This is a genomic window from Lentzea flava (assembly GCF_014648475.1).
In the GTDB taxonomy this organism is placed as follows: domain Bacteria; phylum Actinomycetota; class Actinomycetes; order Mycobacteriales; family Pseudonocardiaceae; genus Lentzea; species Lentzea flava.
The window spans coordinates 1-19,780 of record NZ_BMRE01000090.1 but is presented as its reverse complement, the minus strand read 5'-3'; the positions used below and the strand labels follow the sequence as shown (position 1 = coordinate 19,780).

At 66.6% G+C, this 19,780-nt stretch carries 22 protein-coding genes and 1 pseudogene; 8 read left to right on the top strand and 15 right to left on the bottom strand.

Annotated features, from left to right (window positions below; genetic code table 11):
* Both IEZ09_RS48195 and IEZ09_RS43920 read left to right on the top strand, forming a co-directional pair.
* A pseudogene (locus IEZ09_RS48195) lies at positions 1 to 111 on the top strand (IS5/IS1182 family transposase); the annotation flags it as partial.
* Positions 112 to 653: 542 nt separating this feature from the next.
* The gene (locus IEZ09_RS43920; protein ID WP_189259798.1) at positions 654 to 1,181 is read left to right on the top strand and encodes a hypothetical protein; all 528 of its coding nucleotides are present in this window, start codon (positions 654 to 656) and stop codon (positions 1,179 to 1,181) included.
* Between the two features lie 516 nt (positions 1,182 to 1,697).
* On the opposite strand, the gene IEZ09_RS43915 is transcribed toward IEZ09_RS43920, so the two are convergent.
* The 8 genes from IEZ09_RS43915 to IEZ09_RS48285 form a co-directional block, all read right to left on the bottom strand.
* Positions 1,698 to 3,464: a carbamoyltransferase family protein gene (locus IEZ09_RS43915; protein WP_189259797.1), complete on the bottom strand. Its 1,767-nt coding sequence runs from the start codon at positions 3,462 to 3,464 to the stop codon at positions 1,698 to 1,700.
* Positions 3,465 to 3,642: 178 nt separating this feature from the next.
* Positions 3,643 to 4,122 (bottom strand): iron-containing redox enzyme family protein, encoded by a 480-nt coding sequence (locus IEZ09_RS47135; protein ID WP_229813474.1) that lies wholly within the window; start codon positions 4,120 to 4,122, stop codon positions 3,643 to 3,645.
* Positions 4,104 to 4,343 (bottom strand): hypothetical protein, encoded by a 240-nt coding sequence (locus IEZ09_RS47130; RefSeq protein WP_229813473.1) that lies wholly within the window; start codon positions 4,341 to 4,343, stop codon positions 4,104 to 4,106. Before IEZ09_RS47130 ends, IEZ09_RS47135 begins: the two co-directional genes overlap by 19 nt.
* A 175-nt stretch (positions 4,344 to 4,518) precedes the next feature.
* On the bottom strand, positions 4,519 to 5,364 hold the full coding sequence (locus IEZ09_RS43905; RefSeq protein ID WP_189259796.1) for a hypothetical protein: 846 nt from the start codon (positions 5,362 to 5,364) through the stop codon (positions 4,519 to 4,521).
* Positions 5,365 to 5,393: 29 nt separating this feature from the next.
* Positions 5,394 to 5,645: a hypothetical protein gene (locus tag IEZ09_RS43900; protein ID WP_189259795.1), complete on the bottom strand. Its 252-nt coding sequence runs from the start codon at positions 5,643 to 5,645 to the stop codon at positions 5,394 to 5,396.
* Positions 5,646 to 5,756: 111 nt separating this feature from the next.
* Positions 5,757 to 6,335 carry an SGNH/GDSL hydrolase family protein gene (locus IEZ09_RS43895; RefSeq protein ID WP_189259794.1) on the bottom strand — a complete coding sequence of 193 codons (579 nt, stop codon included), beginning with the start codon at positions 6,333 to 6,335 and terminating at the stop codon, positions 5,757 to 5,759.
* 134 nt (positions 6,336 to 6,469) lie between these two features.
* Positions 6,470 to 6,727: an acyl carrier protein gene (locus tag IEZ09_RS43890; protein WP_189259793.1), complete on the bottom strand. Its 258-nt coding sequence runs from the start codon at positions 6,725 to 6,727 to the stop codon at positions 6,470 to 6,472.
* Positions 6,690 to 6,911, bottom strand: a complete 222-nt coding sequence (locus IEZ09_RS48285) for a hotdog family protein (protein WP_440590350.1) — start codon at positions 6,909 to 6,911, stop codon at positions 6,690 to 6,692. The genes IEZ09_RS43890 and IEZ09_RS48285 overlap by 38 nt, the downstream gene beginning before the upstream one ends.
* Before the next feature lie 1,913 nt (positions 6,912 to 8,824).
* On the opposite strand from IEZ09_RS48285, the gene IEZ09_RS43885 reads away from it, so the two are divergent.
* A complete protein-coding gene (locus IEZ09_RS43885; protein WP_370467804.1) occupies positions 8,825 to 9,184 on the top strand; it encodes a M23 family metallopeptidase in 360 nt (119 codons plus the stop codon).
* A 752-nt stretch (positions 9,185 to 9,936) separates the two neighbouring features.
* Here the strand turns inward: IEZ09_RS43885 and IEZ09_RS43880 are convergent.
* Together IEZ09_RS43880 and shbA are read right to left on the bottom strand one after the other, a co-directional pair.
* Entirely contained in the window at positions 9,937 to 10,845 is a 909-nt protein-coding gene (locus tag IEZ09_RS43880) for a DUF1996 domain-containing protein (RefSeq protein WP_229813472.1), read from the bottom strand.
* Positions 10,846 to 11,720: 875 nt separating this feature from the next.
* Positions 11,721 to 12,284: an RNA polymerase sigma factor ShbA gene (gene shbA / locus IEZ09_RS43875; RefSeq protein ID WP_189259801.1), complete on the bottom strand. Its 564-nt coding sequence runs from the start codon at positions 12,282 to 12,284 to the stop codon at positions 11,721 to 11,723.
* Between the two features lie 840 nt (positions 12,285 to 13,124).
* Here shbA and IEZ09_RS43870 point away from each other — a divergent pair.
* From IEZ09_RS43870 to IEZ09_RS43860, 3 genes are all read left to right on the top strand, one after another.
* A complete protein-coding gene (locus IEZ09_RS43870; protein ID WP_189259792.1) occupies positions 13,125 to 13,271 on the top strand; it encodes a hypothetical protein in 147 nt (48 codons plus the stop codon).
* Positions 13,272 to 13,273: 2 nt separating this feature from the next.
* Positions 13,274 to 13,729: an NAD(P)H-binding protein gene (locus tag IEZ09_RS43865; protein ID WP_189259791.1), complete on the top strand. Its 456-nt coding sequence runs from the start codon at positions 13,274 to 13,276 to the stop codon at positions 13,727 to 13,729.
* 171 nt (positions 13,730 to 13,900) lie between these two features.
* Positions 13,901 to 14,122, top strand: coding sequence for a hypothetical protein (locus tag IEZ09_RS43860; RefSeq protein ID WP_189259790.1), 222 nt, complete (start codon positions 13,901 to 13,903; stop codon positions 14,120 to 14,122).
* A gap of 58 nt (positions 14,123 to 14,180) precedes the next feature.
* On the opposite strand, the gene IEZ09_RS43855 is transcribed toward IEZ09_RS43860, so the two are convergent.
* From IEZ09_RS43855 to IEZ09_RS47785, 4 genes are all read right to left on the bottom strand, one after another.
* Entirely contained in the window at positions 14,181 to 14,591 is a 411-nt protein-coding gene (locus IEZ09_RS43855) for a hypothetical protein (RefSeq protein WP_189259789.1), read from the bottom strand.
* Between the two features lie 534 nt (positions 14,592 to 15,125).
* Positions 15,126 to 15,341 (bottom strand): DUF1918 domain-containing protein, encoded by a 216-nt coding sequence (locus IEZ09_RS43850; RefSeq protein ID WP_301326562.1) that lies wholly within the window; start codon positions 15,339 to 15,341, stop codon positions 15,126 to 15,128.
* Positions 15,342 to 15,616: 275 nt separating this feature from the next.
* A complete protein-coding gene (locus tag IEZ09_RS43845) occupies positions 15,617 to 16,090 on the bottom strand; it encodes a DUF6292 family protein (RefSeq protein WP_189259788.1) in 474 nt (157 codons plus the stop codon).
* Positions 16,091 to 16,350: 260 nt separating this feature from the next.
* Positions 16,351 to 16,950 carry a transglycosylase family protein gene (locus IEZ09_RS47785; RefSeq protein ID WP_308202463.1) on the bottom strand — a complete coding sequence of 200 codons (600 nt, stop codon included), beginning with the start codon at positions 16,948 to 16,950 and terminating at the stop codon, positions 16,351 to 16,353.
* Positions 16,951 to 17,557: 607 nt separating this feature from the next.
* Here IEZ09_RS47785 and IEZ09_RS43835 point away from each other — a divergent pair.
* Positions 17,558 to 18,049, top strand: a complete 492-nt coding sequence (locus IEZ09_RS43835; RefSeq protein ID WP_189259787.1) for a DUF6292 family protein — start codon at positions 17,558 to 17,560, stop codon at positions 18,047 to 18,049.
* A gap of 104 nt (positions 18,050 to 18,153) precedes the next feature.
* On the opposite strand, the gene IEZ09_RS43830 is transcribed toward IEZ09_RS43835, so the two are convergent.
* Positions 18,154 to 18,747: an IS1096 element passenger TnpR family protein gene (locus IEZ09_RS43830; protein ID WP_229813470.1), complete on the bottom strand. Its 594-nt coding sequence runs from the start codon at positions 18,745 to 18,747 to the stop codon at positions 18,154 to 18,156.
* Positions 18,748 to 19,085: 338 nt separating this feature from the next.
* On the opposite strand from IEZ09_RS43830, the gene IEZ09_RS43825 reads away from it, so the two are divergent.
* A complete protein-coding gene (locus tag IEZ09_RS43825) occupies positions 19,086 to 19,295 on the top strand; it encodes a hypothetical protein (protein WP_189259786.1) in 210 nt (69 codons plus the stop codon).
* Positions 19,296 to 19,780 lie beyond the last annotated feature (485 nt).

Genomic DNA, 19,780 nt, shown 5'->3' with positions numbered 1-19,780 from the left:
GGGGCGCTGCTGGCGGCCAAGGCGGCCGGGCACTCCCATGTGATCGTGGACGGCACGCTCACCACCCTGACCAACAACGGTCGATCACACACGCCACAAAGGGCTACTCGGAAAGCCTCGGTCCGTGGCCGGACCGCGGTTGCAACCAGGAGGCTTGCGTCCTCTCGTTGGCATTTCCGGACTTTTGGGTTGCCGTCGCCGTGACCGCGCTAACGCAGATCTGGAACGTGTTCTCTCAGTGGATCACCTGCAGTCGGTGGCCCCATGACTGGCAACACGATGGTCCCACGACGGTGGCAAACGACAGCAGAAGCATTGCTGAAGGCCGCCCACACAGACCTGCTCGATCTCGAAGTGTGCGATCTGCTCGGCCGGGCGAACTGGGTGGCGATCGGATCGGACGCCTACCTCACTCTCTGCCGTTCTCTTGACGGCCGTCTGCCGGTGCTGGTCCAGGAGCTGCGACGAGCCGTCGAGTCGCTCACAGGTCCCGAGGCGGCGTCAGCTGGGCCTGACGTGCTCATCACCCGCTCACGCTTGCGCTCGATGCCGGTCTGCGCCACGACCTCCGTGACCAAGCCGAGACAACCGCCGCCGTCACTCTGCTGCTGGTTCACCCGGACCGCTCGGTCATCGACGTCGCCTGCGCTTGGATGCGGGTCCTCGATCTCGCCCCCGAGAACCATGCCTGTGACCACGACCGAGTCAAAGCCGTCGTGGCCGCCGACAATGCCTGGGTAGGGACGCTCCCAACCCTGGTCGCACTTCGAGCTGAGCTGGCCAGGCGCCTGAACGAGCTCGCCCTGGACACCTCGTTGGAGATTCCGGACAGAATCGCTCATCTGAGGCTGGCCGCCGAGGTCGACCCAGGTACGGCGCGAGACACTGCGCTCGCGCTCGCCGCCACCCACAACAACGACCTTCGTGCCACCGCCGCGACCGTCATCGCAGCCACTCCAGGTCGCCCGGATGACCTCAAACAGATCCTCAAACTACTGGCGTCCGAGTCGCGTCAGGACATCCGACACAGTCTGGAGGTAGCCAAGCATCGGATCAGCTCCGGCACGATCGGCGAAGCCGTCAACGCGCTCGCGGACCTGCTCGATCCTGCCCCCCAGACCCGGCACGACTGGACCCTCAGATTCTCGTCCCGGATCCGCTCTACCACGACCGCTTCGTAGTCTGGGTCGACAAGGCACGCGCCCGCGCCGACAACCGCGACGATCCCGGTTCCTTCATCGAGGCGGTCATCAACTTGGCCGACCTGATGGTCGACATCGTGCTCGTCGCAGCCACGGACGCCGGGGCGAAGACTGCTCTCACCGCTCAAGTAGTCCAAGCGATTCGGGACAACAGCACGAGCGGCAAGCGTCCCGATATTCCCTCCTCACAGGGTGGGGGTCAAGGCCCCGCCGTGGTGGTGACACACCCGACGGGGCCGCTTCTACCGCGGTTGGCCTTGCCGGGTACGTCGTGCAGCACGACGACTTGGGCGAACTGAGGTTGGGCTGGCTGGACTGGCCTCCGTAGTCCGATCGAGTGAGATCCGGCGCTCAACGACCAGACGCCCCTTCGGAAAACCGCAGGTCGGGCCTGTTCCCTTCTGCTGTGTGCCCTGCCGGGGGCACCACGTGGATGGGAACAAGATCATCGGCTGCGGCTGGTGATCCTTGTTCCCTTTTTCTTATTTGCGCTTTTCACGATGCTGTCGAGCGTCGTCTATCGAGATGACTGCCGCTTCGTGGGCGGCGCGGCTGGCGGCGGTGACGGTGGGCCCGCTCAGCGTGGCCCGAGAGGTGACGGTGTTGGCGTCGGGTGTTGTAGCGGAGCTCACGAAAGGCGGTGAGCAGGCGATGGAACGGAGGGTTGGCCGTCCCGTCGACGGTCTGCACGCGGGCGGAGCAGTCGACGTGGGTGACCGCGGGTATGGTGGACCGAGGCACCCGCAACAGATCGAGGCCGGTGAGACCGGCGGTGTCGACGCCGCCCAGCTGTTGTGCATCCGCGATCTTCGAGACCATCAGCATGTAAGGGCTCGCCTGTGTGAGGTCGAAGTAGTCCTTCGCCTCGTCGGCCAGCACCGAGGGCGCGAACGGCCGGAAGGACTCCCCGAACTTGATCTTCAAGTTCATCGCGGTCTGCATCCCGGGATCACGAGGATCCCCGAGGATCGAGCGCGCACCCAGCGCGCGCGGTCCGAACTCCATCCGGCCGTGGAACCAACCGACGATCTTCTTGTCGGCCAGCGCCTCGGCGACCCGCTCGGCGATCCCTTCCGGTCCTACGTACTCGTACGGGATTGCTTGACCGTCCAGATAGGAGCCGATGTCCTCGTCGCTGAACGAAGGTCCGAGCAGTGACCCGGACATCGCGTTCTGGCCGTCGTCGAGCCACGGACGGGTCGCGCCGCGCTCCATCGCCACGGCCATGGCCGCGCCCAGTGCTCCGCCTGCATCGCCCGCGGCCGGTTGGATCCACAGCTCGTCGAAACCCGCCTCACGGGCGATCCTGCCGTTGGCCACGCAGTTCAGCGCCACCCCACCGGCGAGGCAGAGGGTGCTCTCGCCGGTGAGTTCCCCGCTGGTGCGGGCCAGCCTCACCAGAACCTCTTCGAGGACCTTCTGGACCGAGGCGGCCAGGTCGAACTGCCGCTCGGTGAGCGGGCTTTCCGGCACACGGCGTGGCCCGTCGAAAAGCTTCTCGAAGGCGCGGCCGGTCATCAGCTGGCCACGCAGGAACTCGAAGTGGCGCAGGTTCAACCGGAACGATCCGTCCGACTTGACGTCGATCAGCTTGTCCCGGATGACGTCCGCGTAGCGCGGCCTGCCGTACGGCGCCAGCCCCATGAGCTTGTACTCACCGGAATCCACTTTGAACCCGCAGAAGTACGTGAACGCGGAGTAGAGAAGTCCCAGGAAGTGCGGGAACCGGATCTCCGCCACGTTGCGCAGGCTCGTGCCCCTGCCGTGCCAGATCGTGGTGGTGGCCCAGTGGCCGACGCCGTCGACGCACAGAACCGCGGCTGACTCGAACGGACTCGCGAGGAACGCCGACATGGCGTGCGACTCGTGATGCGGCCGGCACTGGGCTTCCGGTACCCGGCCTAGATTGAGGTCCGACAACCGATCGTGGGCCTCCGCCGCGACCTTCCTCTTGCTGAACAACCAGTCCGGCAGCGTGTCACGGAACACCTGGTATCCCCGCGGTGCCGCACCGACGTAGGTCGCCATGACCCGCTGGAACTTCGGGACCGGATCCTCGTAGTGCGCCACGGCCTCGACATCACCGAGTCCGACGCCCGCTTCGCGCAGGCAGTAGCGCACCGCCTGTTCGGGGAACGCCGGGTCGTGTCTGCGGCGGCTGAACCGCTCCTCCTGAGCGGCGGCGATCGGGACGCCGTTGGCGACCAGCGCGGCAGCGCTGTCGTGGTAGAACGCCGAGATTCCCAGCACCAGTTCAGTCATCGCGCCGCCGTAGTGTCGAGACGAACCTGCCCGCGGGCGGACGGTCGGCGTCCGCTGTCCAACCGGGCTACCCGGCGGGCCCAGAAGCTCGTCGGCGGGTCGAGCGACCGGAATCCGACCCTGATCCGCTCCCAGATCGCTTCCTGTGCCTCGGCACCTTGAGCGACCAGGATCGCGCTCATGTAGGCGTCGATGGCGTCGGCCGCCAGGCGGAATGCCCGCTCGCCACGTTGTCGATGGTGTTGTGGATGTCGACGAACCGGGTGCTGAAGCCGTGGTGCTTCAGGGCGATGCTCGCCCGCTGGTAGCTGCCGTCCACACCGGACAGCTCCATGGCGAGGTTCAGCCCGAAGATCTCGGGCAGGAAGGTCTGCGGTAGCCGTCCGATGCTGAGCCAGTACACCGGCAGCGCGAACGAGCCGTCCCGGAAACCCGGCCAGTTCGCGAACTCCGGGGAGTCGGTGTCCGGCAGGTGCACGCCCATCTCGCCGAGCACCTCACGGTAGATCAATGGATGGTTCAGGCTCGGCACGCCGTTGCCCAGTTCGTCGAAGTAGATCTCGAAGAGGAAGTAGCCGTGCTCGGAGGAGGCGTGCCCGTAGTCGGTGAATCCCTGCAGCCACGCGCCGTCGATCAGCGTCAGCGGTGCGAGCTGCACAACTCCTCCTTGGTCACGACCTCGCCGTCATCCGAGTTGAATGCCTCGTCGTGCCGGTCGTGCTGGTCCAGCAGCCATGGCCGCAGTCCTTCCGGCGTCCAGACCGCGGGCAGCCCGTTGGCCCACTGGTTCAAGCCGTACCGTGACCGCGCGAGCCAGGCACGTACGTAGTCGTGCGCGTACTGACGCAGTTCGTGGGTGCTCTCACGGTGCTGCAGCATCCAGTAGGCCGACCTGACGCCGGTAGATGTCCGGTCGTCGCGCGCCGGGCCTGTCGCCGCCGCCCCCAGAGGAGGTCGGGCACCGGGTAGGACTGGAGCTGCTTGGCATAATGCGGCGGCCCGGCGGTGGCACTCGTGTGATTGGCCGCCGGCAGCGCGTCAATCCACCGGCGGATCACCGACAGGTCCTCGGGGGGGCGAACACCCGGAACATCGGCCCGCGTTCCATCACCAGGCTGTTGCCCAGCGGACTGGCGTCAGCATGCCCTGGACGCACGAACTTGCTCGCTGCCAGCGCATTCAGCAGCGCCTGCGGATCATCGTGGCAATTCCGCAGCAGTTCGGCGAAGGGACGGCCACCGAGTTTGAACCGGCGGTGGTAGACAGCTCCCTCTCTGGCTCGCCTGCTCATCAGCTCTGCCATGGCATATCCGGGATCACGTGCCGCGCTCAGGTCGCCGTACAGGTCCGCACTCCAGCGCCGCAACGCTCCCCAGGCCCAGCGGAAGCCCGTGGCGGCACGGTTCGCTGTCTCCTCGTTCGCGCGCAGCGACGCCCACACCGGCTGCCAGTTCGAGTCCGGCTCGACCACCCTCAGCCGATCCGCCCAGCCCGCGGCGCCTGACCGGCCCCTGGCCGCCACGACGAGAGCGGGCAGCAGCCCGATCACCCGCAGGCAAGCGTCAGCTCCAAGGATCTCCTGCCGGAACTCATTCGGATGCCTGCTCATCGCCAGCAGCATGGAGGGCAGGTAGAAGTCCCGGTCGGCGATGCGCTGGTCGAGCGCGAGCCGGGATGTCGGTTCCGTGTACGCGTCCAGGCCTATCTCGTGCAGCAGTGCCACATAGGCGCTGCCGCGGGACGCGTTCGGGTGCCCGACACCGACATCTGAGGCGTACAGCGCGAGGACGCTCAGCACGTCGGGGTCCTCGCAGTTGCCGGGAGCACTCCACCACTGCAGCCAGGCGCCGCTCTGAGTGGCCAGCGGCGCGCACGCCAACGCCGCCCGCTCAGCCAGCACTCCCGGTGCGTTCGGTGCATCGCGATCTGTCAGGAGGGCGAGGAGCGGTCGCTCTCCTCCTCCGCCCATGCGGCGACGCCTTGTCGAAGTTCATCGAGGTTCTGCCGTTCAGTGTCCGGTTCGGACAGACGCCGTAGCTCGGCCCGGATCTTGTCGCCGACGCGATGCAGCGTGAACAAGCCTTCCGGATCGAGCGCCCTGGCATAGAGGGCTCGGCACGCGTTGTCGTTGCCCGGCGGTGGATGCGCGGAGACGACCGGTCCGTCAGCAGAGATCGACATGAGGGTCTTCTTTCAGAACATCGGGTAGATGGAGCGGTCGGTCTTCCGCTTCTCCGGCGCCACCAGAACAACCGGTCCAGGAGATTGCGAATGCGCATCAGCAGATGTCCTTCAGGTGAGCGAGAGCCGGTCGGCCAGGAGTTCGGCGATCAGGGCGTGACCGTGGTCGGTGAAGTGCCCGCGGTCGACGAAGAGCCAGTCGTCGGTCGTGGTGACCTTGGCCAGTTCGGGAGAGATGTTGAGGAAGCGCACGTCCTGCTTCTCGCACTCGACGCGGAGCGCTTCGGCGTACTGGTGTCCGGCGTCCATCGTGGTGATCTCGCCGAACTGCTCCTCCAGGGTCACCCCGAGCGCGGCGAGCTTGTCGAGCTCCCGGAAGAGCAACGTTTCCTGCTCAGCGTGCCGGTCACGAACCCAGTACGCCATCGGCGAGAGCACGCAGGTGATCCGGGCACCGGTCACCGCGGCCAGCTGACGCCACCCGTCGAGGTGCCGCCCGGCGAGAGCGGCGGCGCGCGTGATCAGTTCCGGGAGCGGCGCCTGTGGCACCGGCTCCGGGTCGGTGCCGGGCTCGTCCTCTTGGTTTCGCCCCCACCACCGTCGTCCGGCCTTCCGATGGCGGGCCCGCAGCGCCTCCATCAGTTCGTAGTACTCGCTGCAGAAGAAGAAGGCACCGTGGTCTCCCTGCATTTCCGCGGGCTGCTTGCTGAGCAGCAGGTTGTTGAGGCCGGAGAACAGAACGATCTCCCTCGGTCATCGAAGTCGTCGTACTGCAGCATCTGCGGAGTGAGCACTTCACGACGCAGTTTCATCATTTTCTCCGATCAGACCATCGCGCGAGAAAAGGTGTCGGCCAGATCGTCGATCGTGCGGATGTGCGCGGGCTGCTCGCCGCTGTCGAAGACCTCGACTCCGAACTCCGCCTCCAGCTTCATGACCATGCGCGCGTACAGCATCGAGGACACGCCGAGCGCGACCAGCTCGTCCGACCCGCTGACACCGGTGACCACCTCTCCAGCGCCGGCGAGGATGTCGACGACCGCCTCAATGATCCGCTGCTTGATCTCGGTCGTGGTCAACATGCGTTTGCCTCTCCAGTGGACGTGCGTGACATCGATGAACCGCGGCCGGGTGTTTGGGTGTCAGGACCAGCAGGTCGTAGCGCGCGATCGGCTGCCCGCGCTGGTTGGTCACCTCGACGTCCCAGCGGACTTCACCGTGATCAGTTCCGCGCCGCGGCGTGATCGCCTTGACGGTCAGAGTCACGGTCAGCTCGTCACCGGGACGAACCGGCGCCAGGAACACGAGGTTCTCCAGCCCCCGGTGGCCAGCACGGCTCCGGGGGGACCGCCGATCGAGAACAGCCCGCAGCACGTGGCGACAGCGTGAGGGCGGCTTTGGGGCCACCAGTTCGATGGGCAGGGCGAGGCAGGTCCATTCGGCGCGGGACGTGATGGTTTGTGTGTCAGCGACTGGCGCCGCCTGTGTATCGATAGGTCGTGCGCGGAGCGGATGAGATCGAGTCAGCCGTGCGGTGTGGGTGTAATGCGCAATTGGGTCAGCGCAGGCTCATGAGAGTGAGTCCGTGGCCTGGTGTCGATCAGGTCAGCCATGTGGTCCGCAGGCCGGGCAGGGTGTCCACACCGGCGAGAGGTCGCTGGACCGGGGTATGCATCTCACGGACCTGCCGTTGCGGTGGTGCCCATGCGGTCATCATCGGCGGCGGCCGTGGGGTCGCCGAGTAGCCGGGCGAGTTCGCGGTAGATCGGTGGCGGGTCTTTGTGCAGGGTGCCGGTGATGCCCGCGAGGTTGTCCGATGATGGACTGACTGCGACTGTGGCGGGGGGCGGTGCGTGTCATCCTGACCAGCCCCAGTGGGTGTTCCTGTGTGGATATCCGTGGTGATGTGACGGCTTGTCGGGTCAATGCCTCCGTTAGGATGAACGGGTTTGGGCGATGAGCAGGGGATCTGTGGCACTGCGCCGATGGTGTGTCTTCTGTGGACAAACAGCTGACCGCGACGGCCGCTGGTATCGGGTGCCTGGCAGAACGGACGCGATTGGCACGAATCAGTCTTCCATGCGGACTTGGCAGGCACCCGTGCATGCGCTGGGGTATAGGGAGGTCCTCGCCCGTCGCCCGACTCCACCGCGTCAACGCGGGTGTCGACCGGGGGTCGTTGACCTGGTTGCCGGTAACCCGCAGGGACCGAACGTGCCAGATATTCTGCCCTTTGTGCCCCTGCAATCCGCGGCCCAAACTGGTGAGATGAGATTGGTGTTGTCGCCGGTTCGATGCTCGTCCCGCCCGTCGTGGTGGGTCCGCTGAGCCGGCACGGCATTGGTTCACATGCCGCAGTGCGCGTGTACCCGCTGGGACACGGTAGCGGCGCCTCGGTGGTGGGTGGCCTAGGCGGAACACTCACCACCGATGGCTGTCCCGCGTACATCCACGGATGGACCTGGGCGATGCCAGTCGCGGCACCGTCCAGGTGCTTACTCGTGTCCGGAAACCGGGGCCAACTCCATACTTTCGTAATTCGCACCTTGGCCGCGGGTACGACTGACCACCGCAAGATGAAGGGCTCAGTGTGGAGGTCGAATCGGAAGAGGTGCGCAGTCGCCTGGGTATCGGTCGAGGAGCCCTGATGTGCTTCGAGCACCGTGATGTACGCCAGGAGTTCGGGTGCTGCGAGCCTACCGTCGGTATTCCGCTCTGCCGTTCACCTGCCGTTGTGCCGATTTCCAATCAGGGCGGGGGCGAGAACGGTCCCATAGTGCACAGCTCTGAGGTAAACAGGGCGGTATGTATCCGCGTCACATCCGTGATGCTGATCGTTTTCGTGTAATCGAAGTATCCCTAATGAAAGGATCTTCGGTTGATCAGCAGCGTTGTGAAGAGATGGGCGATCGCAGCCACCACTGTCGCAGTGGTGGCTGCGATCGGCGCAAGCGGCCCATGCCGGCGACTACCAGCCTCAGGTCGACGTCGGCAATGCGACGGCCAGACTCATACGCGAGCAGGCAGCACAGACCAAAGCCTACGTTCGGGTTGCGACTGCGCACTACGAGGCCTTGATTCTCGAAAGCAGGCGTGTGGCACAGGCCGAAGCGGAGCGTCAGGCCGCCGCCGCGGCAGAGGACGCCAGAAGGCCGAAAGTCGTGCGTCCCGCCGATGGCGTGTTCACCTCCGGTTTTGGCGCCAGGTGGGGCACGACCCACCTCGGGATCGACATCGCGAACGCGATCGGCACGCCGATCAGATCCGCCGCCGACGGTGTAGTCGCGGAAGCAGGCCCGGCCAGCGGGTTCGGCCTATGGGTGCAGGTCCGGCACACAGACGGCACAATCACCGTCTACGGACACGTCGACCGAATCCTGGCCCTGGCAGGGCGCTCGGTGAAAGCAGGCGAGCAGATCGCGACGATGGGCAATCGCGGCGATTCAACCGGTCCGCATCTGCACTTCGAGGTGTGGCGGGGAGGATCCCGGAAGATCGATCCTCTTGGCTGGCTCAACGCCAACGGCGTCCGAGTCTGACAAGGCACACGCGCGGCCAGGTCCAAGCTCGCAACCGGTTGACAGAACAGAGCTTTCGATGACACGGCCGGTGGCGTCCCCAGCCGCTTCGTCTTGTTCGATGGTCACTGCAGAGTCCGCAACGGTGAGACGATTGTTGACGCAGCGGTGGCGTGTCCATCGCGAGCTAGCGAGCGCTTGATCTTCGGCGCTGACCGCCGCGTTGCCATATGCACACGTCTGGTTCCGCTTGTCGAATGCGGGAGGTGGCCATCGCTCGTCGTCCAGGCTTGTTTGTCCGCGGGATTACCGGTGGAAGAGGGACGCAAGCTCCAGCGGATCACCAGGACCGCGAACGATCCGGTGAAGCTGAGGTGGGCGATCGTGGTGCTGATATCGGCGCAAAGCCCAGGATTCGCGGCATCACCTCGTTGATGCAGGTCAGCGAGGACTTGCATGCGGGACGCGATCAATGCCTTCACTGAACGATCCGGCAGGGTTGATACCGGCCATGCAGGAACACCGGGACCGTGCACCGCGTCCTGTCCAGCACCTCCCTGGCCAGAGGGTCGCCACAGGAAATGCATCGGCCCCGCCCGAACAGGCACCCCGGCGCGCTCGGGAACACGTCCCTTGATGTGCCAGTAAGGGGTGGGGCGGCGGAGCGGCCGACGGGATCACCGTGGACCCCGCGGTGTTGCCGTTGGCAGCGACTACCTCGACGCGTAACGAGACGAACACGGGCAGGAGCACCACATCGAACGCCGTGACGGTCACTGTTGTGCGTTGAGCCGAGTGGCGATCTCTCTCATCTCGGCCTCAGGCATCACGTTGATGAATCCCGCGTGATCTGTCGCTGGATGGTTCAGCTCGCTGGGGAAGGTGTCGATCGCGAACGGGCGACCGTGCGGGATCTTGTAGCCGACAGCCACGATGAGACGTGGAATCGCAAACGTCCGAACAGGACAGACCCCGTTCCCGAGCGGAAACACCATGTGCGAACGATGTGAGGCACTGTCGATGTTGGCCCCGTCCCAGCAACTGGGGAACTCGTAGACGCGCAGTGTCCGGTCGCCGTCATCACACAGCGGGTACTTCGTCGTGAAACGACCGACAATGTTCGAGCATCCCCATCGCGCCCGAGTGTCAGCCCCAAAGCCGTTGGTGACCGCCTTCGCGTCTCCCGTCATCATCCGCAGGAACCGCGGCATGGGAACCACCTGGCCGACAGGGCTTCCTTCGTAGCGAACCTCGACACTGTCCGGCGGCAGAACCTCGCCAAGATTGCCGTCAGCACCCCCTCCCTCCGCGTGCACATCGTGACCCGCACCGTCCGTCAGCCTCAGCACCGGCCAGGAATAGCTGGACAGATCACCTCTCTCACACGTAGTGGTGGAGGCGCTCAACGTAGCGTCGGTCGACATCGCGTCCGTCGATGTATTGCCGACGTACTCGTGCATGTGATGCGCGGCGGCCCGAACACCCGGCGCGGTGACCGGGTTGTCCGGGTTGAGGTGGCGTCGTTCATTGACTCCGCAGCGCACCACGACGCTCGGCACATCCATGACCTGCCCGGCCGGCTCGAGCTTCGCAACCGGCACGTAGAAACCATCATCCCGATCCTCGACCAGCATCGTGCCGATAGCGCCCGCGATGACCGCGGCAAGCACCGCGGCCAGCACGGTCGTCGAGGACCTGACGCGTGAACGCACACCTCAGTATTGGCGCCAGGGCAGTCAGTTGGCTGTCGACTGCCTGAAAAGTGCCGGTCCAGTGCACGTTCGGGCCCCGACGTCGAGCCCCCGCTGCTCAGGCGTTCGGGGTTGTCACCGACGGTGACGAGGAACGGCTCGGTGATGCCATCGCCGATACGGGCAGTGAGATCATGTCGGCGAGGCTGCGACGACCTGCCGGCCATGCGGTCACGGTTCGTCGCAGACAAACCGTCAGTGGACAGTCCGGAGTGGACAAGACGATCGTTCCCCAGCGTCACGGCCCCACGGCGCGAACATCTCAGCGGCAACCAGAATGCCGCTCTGACAGTGGTAGTCCGTGGCCCGGACTGTTCCGGGCAGCCGCCACGGCGCGCAGCCGTCCGACGGGCAGACTGTCGACCCCAAAAGGGCAGAGCGGCATGTCGCCGCCACCCAGTTGCCTCTTCGCTGCGAAAGCCCCGCGCAGACTAAGTTGGGCACCGGATGGGGATTGACGGTGGCACGGACCTCATCGCCCCAGCGCAAGCGCCGGGCTTCGGTTTCGAGAGTTTGCGGCTGCCGAAGCTGTTCGGCAGCATCGCTGGAGCAGTTGGCGCCCTGGAGCACTGTGGGCACTCGCAGTCCGCGCCCGGTGAACGATAGCCTGCCCGCTCCGCCCGACCGGAGGCGATCGAGCTGCACCGGCAGGCGAGACTCGACACGGTAGGCCTGACGGATGCTGGTGCGGCTTGACAGACTCGACCAGGTATCCGCCTGATTCTGTACACCTCCCCAGGCGCAGGCGCGAGTGTTCTATCGTTCGCGCACGCCGAACAGCCGAGTCTGGCGGTGACGCAACAAGTTCACACGAGCAGACCCTGCTCGACCGCTATTGCAGCGCGCAGTTTCGATAGTGCGCGGTGCTGGGCCACGCGCACTGCGCCAGAAGTGGTTCCGATGGCCTCGGCCGTTTCCTTACCTGACAGGCCCACGACGACGCGCAGGATGAGAATCTCTCGCTGCCACTCGGACAGTTCGCCCAGCAGCGTGCCCATCCGCGCCGACAGTTCGGAGTGCAGAGCGTGCTGCTCGGGACCGACACCGTCCCAGGGCGTGTCCGGCACGTCGTTGACCGGGTCTGTGCGGTTGCGTGCGAGGCGGCGTCTGGCGTCTGCGACCTTGTGCGCGGCGATACCGTAGGCGAAGGCGAGGAAGGACGAACCCGTCACGCGGTACTTCGGCAGGGCTTGCAGCACACTCATCAATGACTCTTGAACAACATCGTCGGCCATGTCGCGCAGATGCATCCCGATCCGGGTGCGGCAGTAGCGCGTGATCAACGGATACAGATGAGCGAAGAGCCTGGCGCGTGCCCGACGATCGCCCGCGGCCGCCGCCGGCACGTCAGCGTCAATCTTATCCCGCAGGACTGTGTCCCGGTGCGCTGTGCCGATCTTGTTCTCCCAGAACGACTCCCAGGCCGTCCTAGACCCGAGCTGCGGACTACTTCCTCATGGCTCTTCTGTCTAGTACACAAGTCCGCGTGTGAACAGCAGTCCACGAGAAGACTGTCCAAAGGCTTGTCGGTGTTGCACGAACGGGCATTCCCGCGTTATGGCCGGGCAATGTGCTCATTGCGGCCAGTTGTCCGCGACGCCATATCCGCGCGTCCTGAGGCCGCAAGCTCGCCAATCCCTCGGAAACTTGTCAGCATGCTGGCCACCCCGCTCCCGACGCGGTTTCTGGGCATGTTCACGGCAATGACACCATGGGCGGCACTGTCTCGCGTGGTGAAGCAGACGGGGGCGGGTCAGGTACTCGCGGACAAGAACGACGGCCCGCCCGGCCTTCCACGTTGCGGGCTCCGCCATGCGGCACGGGGTTTGTGTTTGCCTGCAACGGGGATGAACGTGAGAAGCGACCTGGCCCAGGTGGAGCTTGACAAGACGACGCGCATGTAGCACCAAGCTCTTCGGCTGGGGAGTGGACTGGGGAAGGAGTAGGCGATCATGCCGGTCAATAGTGACAGCGGTGACATGGTCACCTAGGGCGTGCCCCGCAGTGCCGTGGTGGACCTGTGCGCGTCAATGAGGGCGGCGGGTCTGTCGGCTCCGTCGTTCTGCGTACCGGGATCCGTTCGCTCGTGGGTCATGCCGGTAGCACAGGCGGGCCACGTTCCCTGCCGGTCAGAGCTACCGCCTGGGATTATGTCGGCGAGGCCGCCCGTGGCGCAGTCGTTGCCGCCCTCCAGGACGAGGGACGGCGACGTGCGCTGGTTGTTGTCGCCGGTTGTCGGCCTGCGGCGGCTGCCGTCTGCGCACGTGCTGGCCCGGCTCGACGCTGACGTGATCAGCAGAGCCGCTGGCCCTGCCTGCACGTACCGCAGCGACGTTGTGCGAGACGAGGTCGGCTGAGCGTGCGGATCGCGGTGAGCGGGGCGGAGACCTCTGTGGGCGCCAACACGATCGCCGCACTGACCGAACGCGACCTCATCGCTGTCGCCCTGGTTTCCAGGCACCAGGAACAGCTGACCTGGAGCGAGCGTGGCACAAGGAGTTCCCTGGTGCAGTGGTGTGACCGGAGCTCACTGTATGGCGCGATGAAGGGCTGTGAGGCGCTGGTGCTCTGCGCGCCATCGTCGGTGCCGATCGAGGGCTACCTGCACGCCGCGGCGCGTGCTCAGGTCAGCAGGGTGGTGCTGGTGTCGAACGTGGGCACGTGCGTGCAGCAGGTCCACATCGACAACGAGGTCCCGACCATGGACCATGGCTGCTGCTGTACGCGAAGCGGCGTTTCTGCACCTTGGTGGGTCGCTGCGGCTGCGTACCATCATCGGCTGCCCGACCCTAGTCGTCGGAGGGCCCGAAGGTGAGCTGGGCATCGGCAACAGGTCGGTGTGGGACTACCTGCGGGACCCGCTGCGCACCACATTCCACGGTGGGTGCAATGTCATCGCTGCTCGCGATGTGGATCGCGGCCTCGCGGTGCTGGCCACTGACGGCCTGCATCGCGAGTAGTACCTGCTGGGCGGGGAGAACCTCACGTGGCCCGAGTTCCACAGGACCGTCTCAGAGCTCACCGGCCTGCCCGCACCGGTGGCCACCGCCGCGACAACCGCGGACGAGCGGCCCACTACCGGGGTCAGGCACTGGCACCGGACCGACATCGCGCGCTGGGCTTGCGCACGATGCCGGCGCGGCTGGCGCTGGCCGCCGCGGTGAGCTGGGTCGTCGAGCGGTTCCCGCTGCCCGCAGCCATTTCCTAGCGGATGACCCTGGCGCCGGAAGTCGGGGTCTTCGACGACCGCTGGACCGAGCGCCGGCTCAACCGCGTGCTGCGGTGACGCCTTCGAGACAGTGGACCTGCTGCCACAGCCAGTTCACGTCGTGGCGACCCGCCAGGCCGACGTGCTGCGCCACCAGCAGACTGAGGTCACGCAGCACCATGATCCACGACCAGCACGTGCGCTGATCGCGTACGACGACCTGACCACCACGCAGCGGCAGCGACGCGATGACGATGTTGATGGAGAAACGGGCGCGGTCGAGCACGGATCTGCCCGGCGAACCGCCGTCGGCGCCGAGGACAGGTCTCAGGCGCTGGCAGAGCGCACCGTTGTCTCTGGCGATGTCGAGAAGGTCGCGGTATCGCAGCAGTTCCTGGTGCAGCCACTCGACGCGGTCCTCGCCCAGATCGGTGGTCAGGGCCGATGCGGTGCGGGTCCACGCGGTCACGCGCGCAGGCTGCACCATGCAGGCGGGCGCACGCCATGTCCAGTGTGGGCGGATGCCCGCCGATGCGGTAGATCCTGCCCCGCAGACCCAGTCGAGCTGCGGAGCCCATGCCCTGGTGGATGCCCGAGGTAGCAATGGCGCGAGAATCGTGGTCTCGCAGGTTCCCGTGATCGCCCCCCCCGTAGCTGACCACCTTGTGTGCAGACCGCCGGGAGTTGCTCGGTGACGTGTTCCCTCGGTTGTCCACAGTCTCGGTTGCATGGAGTTGCGGATCCAAGCGCTCACATCGGACCACACCGTCCAGCCACAGCCTGTGGGCTAGATTCACTCGGTCGCCGAACTGACGCCGCAGCAGGCGCTGTACGAGACCGGGAAATTGTCAAGCGCCCCTGTCGCGCTCAATCGGCGGGTTGGTACGCGGCACCGAGCTGATCCTTCAGGACCGGCATCCAGCCCTTGCACCGGACGGGATTGCGAAGTCGCGGTGACGGCGTGGCCGGCCGCCTGCGGCACCGGCCCGTGGGTGAGACGCGGTTAGGCCCGCGGAAGCCAGTCATGCCCGCTCGCCGTGTCCACAGCAAGGCCGGCGCGTGGGCGAGGCAGGACCAGGCATTCCAGTCCGGGCACGAGCAGGGTGTCATAGCCGTCTTCTAACCGACCCCAGTAGGGCGGGCTGCCTTCGCCTCGCACGGCGAGGGTCTGCCCGGCACGGGCTGCATGCCCACTCTGGCACCGTGAATCCCAACCCAGTCACCACCATCGGCACGCATCCGCAGCACCTCCACACAGGACCAGCACGCAAACACGAGCGAGATGGGTTCCGGTGGCTGCCACCTGCAGCGGGAGAACAGCCACCAGAACCCTCTGGTCACCAGCGCGCCGGGAGCTTCGCAGTCCACCGGCCACGCCTATTCCAGGTCACTGTTATCGGCACACCGCCTGTCCGGCTTGACCAGGTTCACCCGGTCGGCCCGCCTGGTCACCGAACGCCGTCAGCACTGCGCAGTCCGGAAAGGGTGTGCTGGTCACCGGCGTCGGGGTGGCAGGGTTGCGGTGGGTGCGTCTGGTCCGGACGGGGCGTACGCGGCCAGCCTCAGCCGGACCTCACCGCGTACGTAGTCGGCGGCCGTGACGGCCGGTTCGTGGCTGCCCCGCATCACATCGTGGACGAACGCGGCGACCACGCGGGGCGCGGGCACGACGTCATGGCCGTAGGTGGCGAACACCACGACCTCGTCGTGGGTGCCCACGCCCAGTGACCAGCCGGACCTCTCGTGCCACAGCAGAGTGAAACGCTGGCCATGGCCACCCGCGGAGCACGGGCTCACCGGCAGCGGAAGGTAGGCGGTGGCCTCGGTGTTCCACCCGTACCAGCTACCCTCAAGGCCCGTGCCGAGTGCGGCGGCGACCAGTTGCACGTAGCGGTGCAGTCCGCACCGGGTGGTGTCGGCGTCCGGATCCGCGATGACGTTGCCGCCCGTTGTGGTCGCGCCGCGCACCACACCACCCCCAACCGACTACTGCAAATGGATCAATTGTAGTGGTGATGTGTCCCGCCGGTCGCAGCGAGCTGATCACCGTCGGTGTCGTCCGCCGGCGGACGACACCGACGGCCAGGTGCGGCGGATGTGGGGTGCCTGGCAGGATCCGCAGGAGAAGCTGATTCGTGACAACCGCGTCCCCTGAGACCGCCAGGCACCCGTTCATCATGGTGCGGCGCCCTGTGCAGTTTGTCCACAGCGGACACACCAACGGCGCACTACCAGAACATTCGCCCGCGCACCGAGCCGCGTTCGCCGGCTGCCGGGTTGCCGCGGGAGGCTTGACCGGTGGTGATCTTGTGGCCGGGGTAGATGAGGTCGGGGTTGGTGAGGAATGGCTGGTTGCGGGCGACCAGTGCCTGCCAGCCGCCCTCGATACCGAGCTCGCGGGCGATGCTGGCCAGAGTCTCGCCGGGTTTGATCGTGTACTCGCCACCGGGGTTGCTCGCTGACCCCGAGACCGGTGCCGGTGGCGTACGTGGTTGCGCGGCAGGGCCACTCAGGCGGGAGGCGGACGACGAGGCCGACCTGCGTGGGGGCGGGGCGCCGGTGTGGCCGCGCCGGCCGCAGGCGCCCCAGGCGCCGATGCCCTGGGTGCGCAGCACGTTCTCGGCGACCCGGATCTGTTCCTCGCGGGAGGCGTGGGCGGGATTGCCCGCGCCGCCGTTGGATGCCCAGGTGCTGGCGGTGAACTGCAGCCCGCCGTAGTAACCGTTGCCGGTGCTGGCCGCCCAGTTGCGGCCGCTTTCGCATTGCGCGATCCGGTCCCAGTCCACACCCGGCGCGGCCTCTGCCTGCCCACCGGCGAGAAGGGTCACCACGGCGAAAGAGACGACGGCCGCGGCCCGTCCCAGGGTGCGGGGACGGCGATGTGAGCTACCTCGATGAGACGTCATGAACCTGGCAACCCCGCCGCACCACACCATCGGCGGCACGAGGAAACGAGTTGCGTGGCGCCTGGAGGCTCCTGTCCTGGCGGGGCCGATGCCTTTCCTGCGACAACAGTCTGGCCGGGGACGTGCTGGACAGGACGCGGTGCGCGGTCCCCGGTGCTCCTGCGTGGCCGGCGTCAACCCGGCCGAATCGGGACCGTACGGACCCACCCCGCCGCCCGCGACACGAAGACGGCAGCCTTCACCCGCGGTCGCCTGCTGGCCGGATCCCGCAGGATAGGAGGTGATCGCGCTGGTCACAGGGGAGTCCACCGGTCTGGCGGAGAACAGATGAGTCGTGTCGCGCTGATCACCTGAAATGATGACCACCTGGGTGCGCCCCTTCTTCACGTGCCGAGGGGTAGCGCAGACCAGGGATCTATTCCGTGAACGCCGGTGTGGCGACACGCCACCATCCGGTGATCAACTCACCGTGGCTCTGACCGACAAGGGCTAGCATTACACCGTTCGCACTAGTAGGCGGGGTGTGGTGGTGGACGCGGAGAGAACGGGCGGGAACCTCGTCACGGACCTGAGCAGCGACCCGGCACAGCGCGGTCTGCACCGCTATGTGCAGCTGGTCGCGGCCGCGCTCGGCGCCGACCTGGACAGGTGCCGGTACGAGTGGGACACCCAGGCCACCGCGTACCTGCCGCTGCCGCAGCACATCCCCGGCATGACGGAGTTTCCCGCCCAGGCCGGGCACCGGCTCGCGCTGGCATGGGACGAACAATCCGGCTGGTCGGCCGGCGTGGACACCGGCAATGACTTCCTCGTACTAGCCACCTATCTCGACGACATCGTGCCCGCTCCCCGCGTGGTCGCCGCGTTCGTCTGTGACGTGGCCGACGGCACCGCCGTCGCGTCCGCGCCCAGCGACATGGACACCGGCCACAGCAAGGCACAGGTACGGCAGCAGCTGACCGCCTACGCTCCCACCGGCCCGGACACGCCGACAGACCTGCTGCCACCCCGCCGACTCTGACCACCCACCGCCAACCCGCCACCAGAACCGGCGGCCTGGCACCCGCGCCGCGTGGTCGTCGTCCTTCCCGGACGGGTACCAGCCCGGCGCCTGTCGGTGTGTGATCAGCAGCGGTGCCTGCCGCCCCAGCCTGGTTGCAGGACCGGAAGGTCAGCGAGGCCTGGGTCAGGTGGCAGCGGTGTTTGTCCGTCGTCGGTGTCCCAGCGGCGACCGTATTGATCAGGGATGTCTCCCCAGCCCCAGTAGGGCAGCGGCTGGCCGGGTTGGATGCCGAGCTCGTCGAGCGGATCGATGCGCTGCGGTCCGACAGTGCAGAGGTGCGCCCAGTTGTCCCCCAGGTCGAACACATAGACGAATTGTTCCCCGGCGGCGAGCTTCCCGAGGGTGAGTGTGCGGCCGTCGAGCAGCGTGTCTTCTTCGTCGCCCTCCCCGTCGCCTTCCCAGTCCGGCCTGCCGACGCGGCGACCGTCAGCCAACTCGAAGTGGTGCAGGTGGGATCGGTCCCAGCGGGCGAACGCGTCGTCGATCGCGGTGGCCAGAGCGGCGAAGGTGTGGCTGCGTGCCGCGGCGAAGATCCGGCCAGGCCGGGGCCAGAGATCGCGGCCGCCACCACCGACAAGATCGACGCGGATGGACAGCCAGGTTCGGTCACACGGTCGATCTTCCCGTGCCATTCCGCCCGCGGTGGCGTGCGACACGGGACAACGCTATTCCCCGCACTGCGGTTACCGGGCGAAACCCGCAGTGGGCGTTGAGAGGCGCCCATTCAAACGGGCACAGATCGTCGGGTGGTGCTCGCCGGTCGGGCGGCTCTCCCCGTCAGGCTTGGCTGGATGGCATGCCAGTTCAGGTGTCCAGCGCCGATCAGCGTCCCTATCAGGACTTAACCAGCGGGCTTCGACAAACGCACACGGCGGGAAGGCATCAGCGCGGCACGAAGCGCCGTAAGGAAGGTCGCCGCCCCCAGGCGGGCTCACTGCGCGTGCTGAACAGGCGAACCCGGCGGCCAGGGTTACTCCGTGACGGCGGTACGTGCGTGCCGGAGGTCGTCGATGAGCAGGATTTCCATGCCACGCGAGCCTCGCCAGGCGACAAGGACAAGATCCCGGGCCGTGGCATCGTCGAGCAGGCGCCGTTTCTGCGGCGGCGTAGTGGCCTGAACAACCAGACCATCCGCGGTGACATGAAGCAGCGCCACGGACGGAGAGAGCCAGTCAAGTCGCCCGGCAGTGCTGGCCCGACGTAACGCGGACGCGTTGAACGCGGCGAATCTCGGCACGAGCCAACCCTAGCCTTCCCCATGGCCGCGATCGCAGGTGCGGCACCCACATTCGGTAGCCGACGTCCCTGATCTCGGTGTGATCGCGTGATCGGGGTGTCCTCTGTGGAATGACGGTGGCCTGGCCTGCTGGCAGGTAGTGGCTCGTTGTGACGGCGCTGGGATTCCTTCGGGTGTTGCCCGGTCACGGCTGGGGCATCAGAGCTTGATCGGCGGGCGGCGTGGGCGGGGTGGCTGGATGCTCGGCTGGTCTGCCCGCCTGGTGCGTGGACGGGGAATTTCCGTGCCGGGCGGGCGGCATCCACCCGAGACGACAAGGGAAGCGGTGTGTCGATGTTGACGCAAGCGTTGATCCAGCAGGACTTGCGGGATCTGGCCGCGGCGCAGGCCGAGCACGAGCAGATGCTGCTCGGATTGCCGAACGTGGTCGGTGTCGCGCTGGGCACCAAGTT

Excerpts from the sequence above, each read along its gene's own strand:
- IEZ09_RS43920 (WP_189259798.1), top strand. The coding sequence starts at position 654 with ATGCGGGTCCTCGATCTCGCCCCCGAGAACCATGCCTGTGACCACGAC.
- IEZ09_RS43895 (WP_189259794.1), bottom strand. The coding sequence starts at position 6,335 with ATGCAGGGAGACCACGGTGCCTTCTTCTTCTGCAGCGAGTACTACGAA.
- IEZ09_RS43890 (WP_189259793.1), bottom strand. The coding sequence starts at position 6,727 with ATGTTGACCACGACCGAGATCAAGCAGCGGATCATTGAGGCGGTCGTC.
- IEZ09_RS47130 (WP_229813473.1), bottom strand. The coding sequence starts at position 4,343 with ATGCTGCAGCACCGTGAGAGCACCCACGAACTGCGTCAGTACGCGCAC.
- IEZ09_RS43900 (WP_189259795.1), bottom strand. The coding sequence starts at position 5,645 with ATGTCGATCTCTGCTGACGGACCGGTCGTCTCCGCGCATCCACCGCCG.
- IEZ09_RS43915 (WP_189259797.1), bottom strand. The coding sequence starts at position 3,464 with ATGACTGAACTGGTGCTGGGAATCTCGGCGTTCTACCACGACAGCGCT.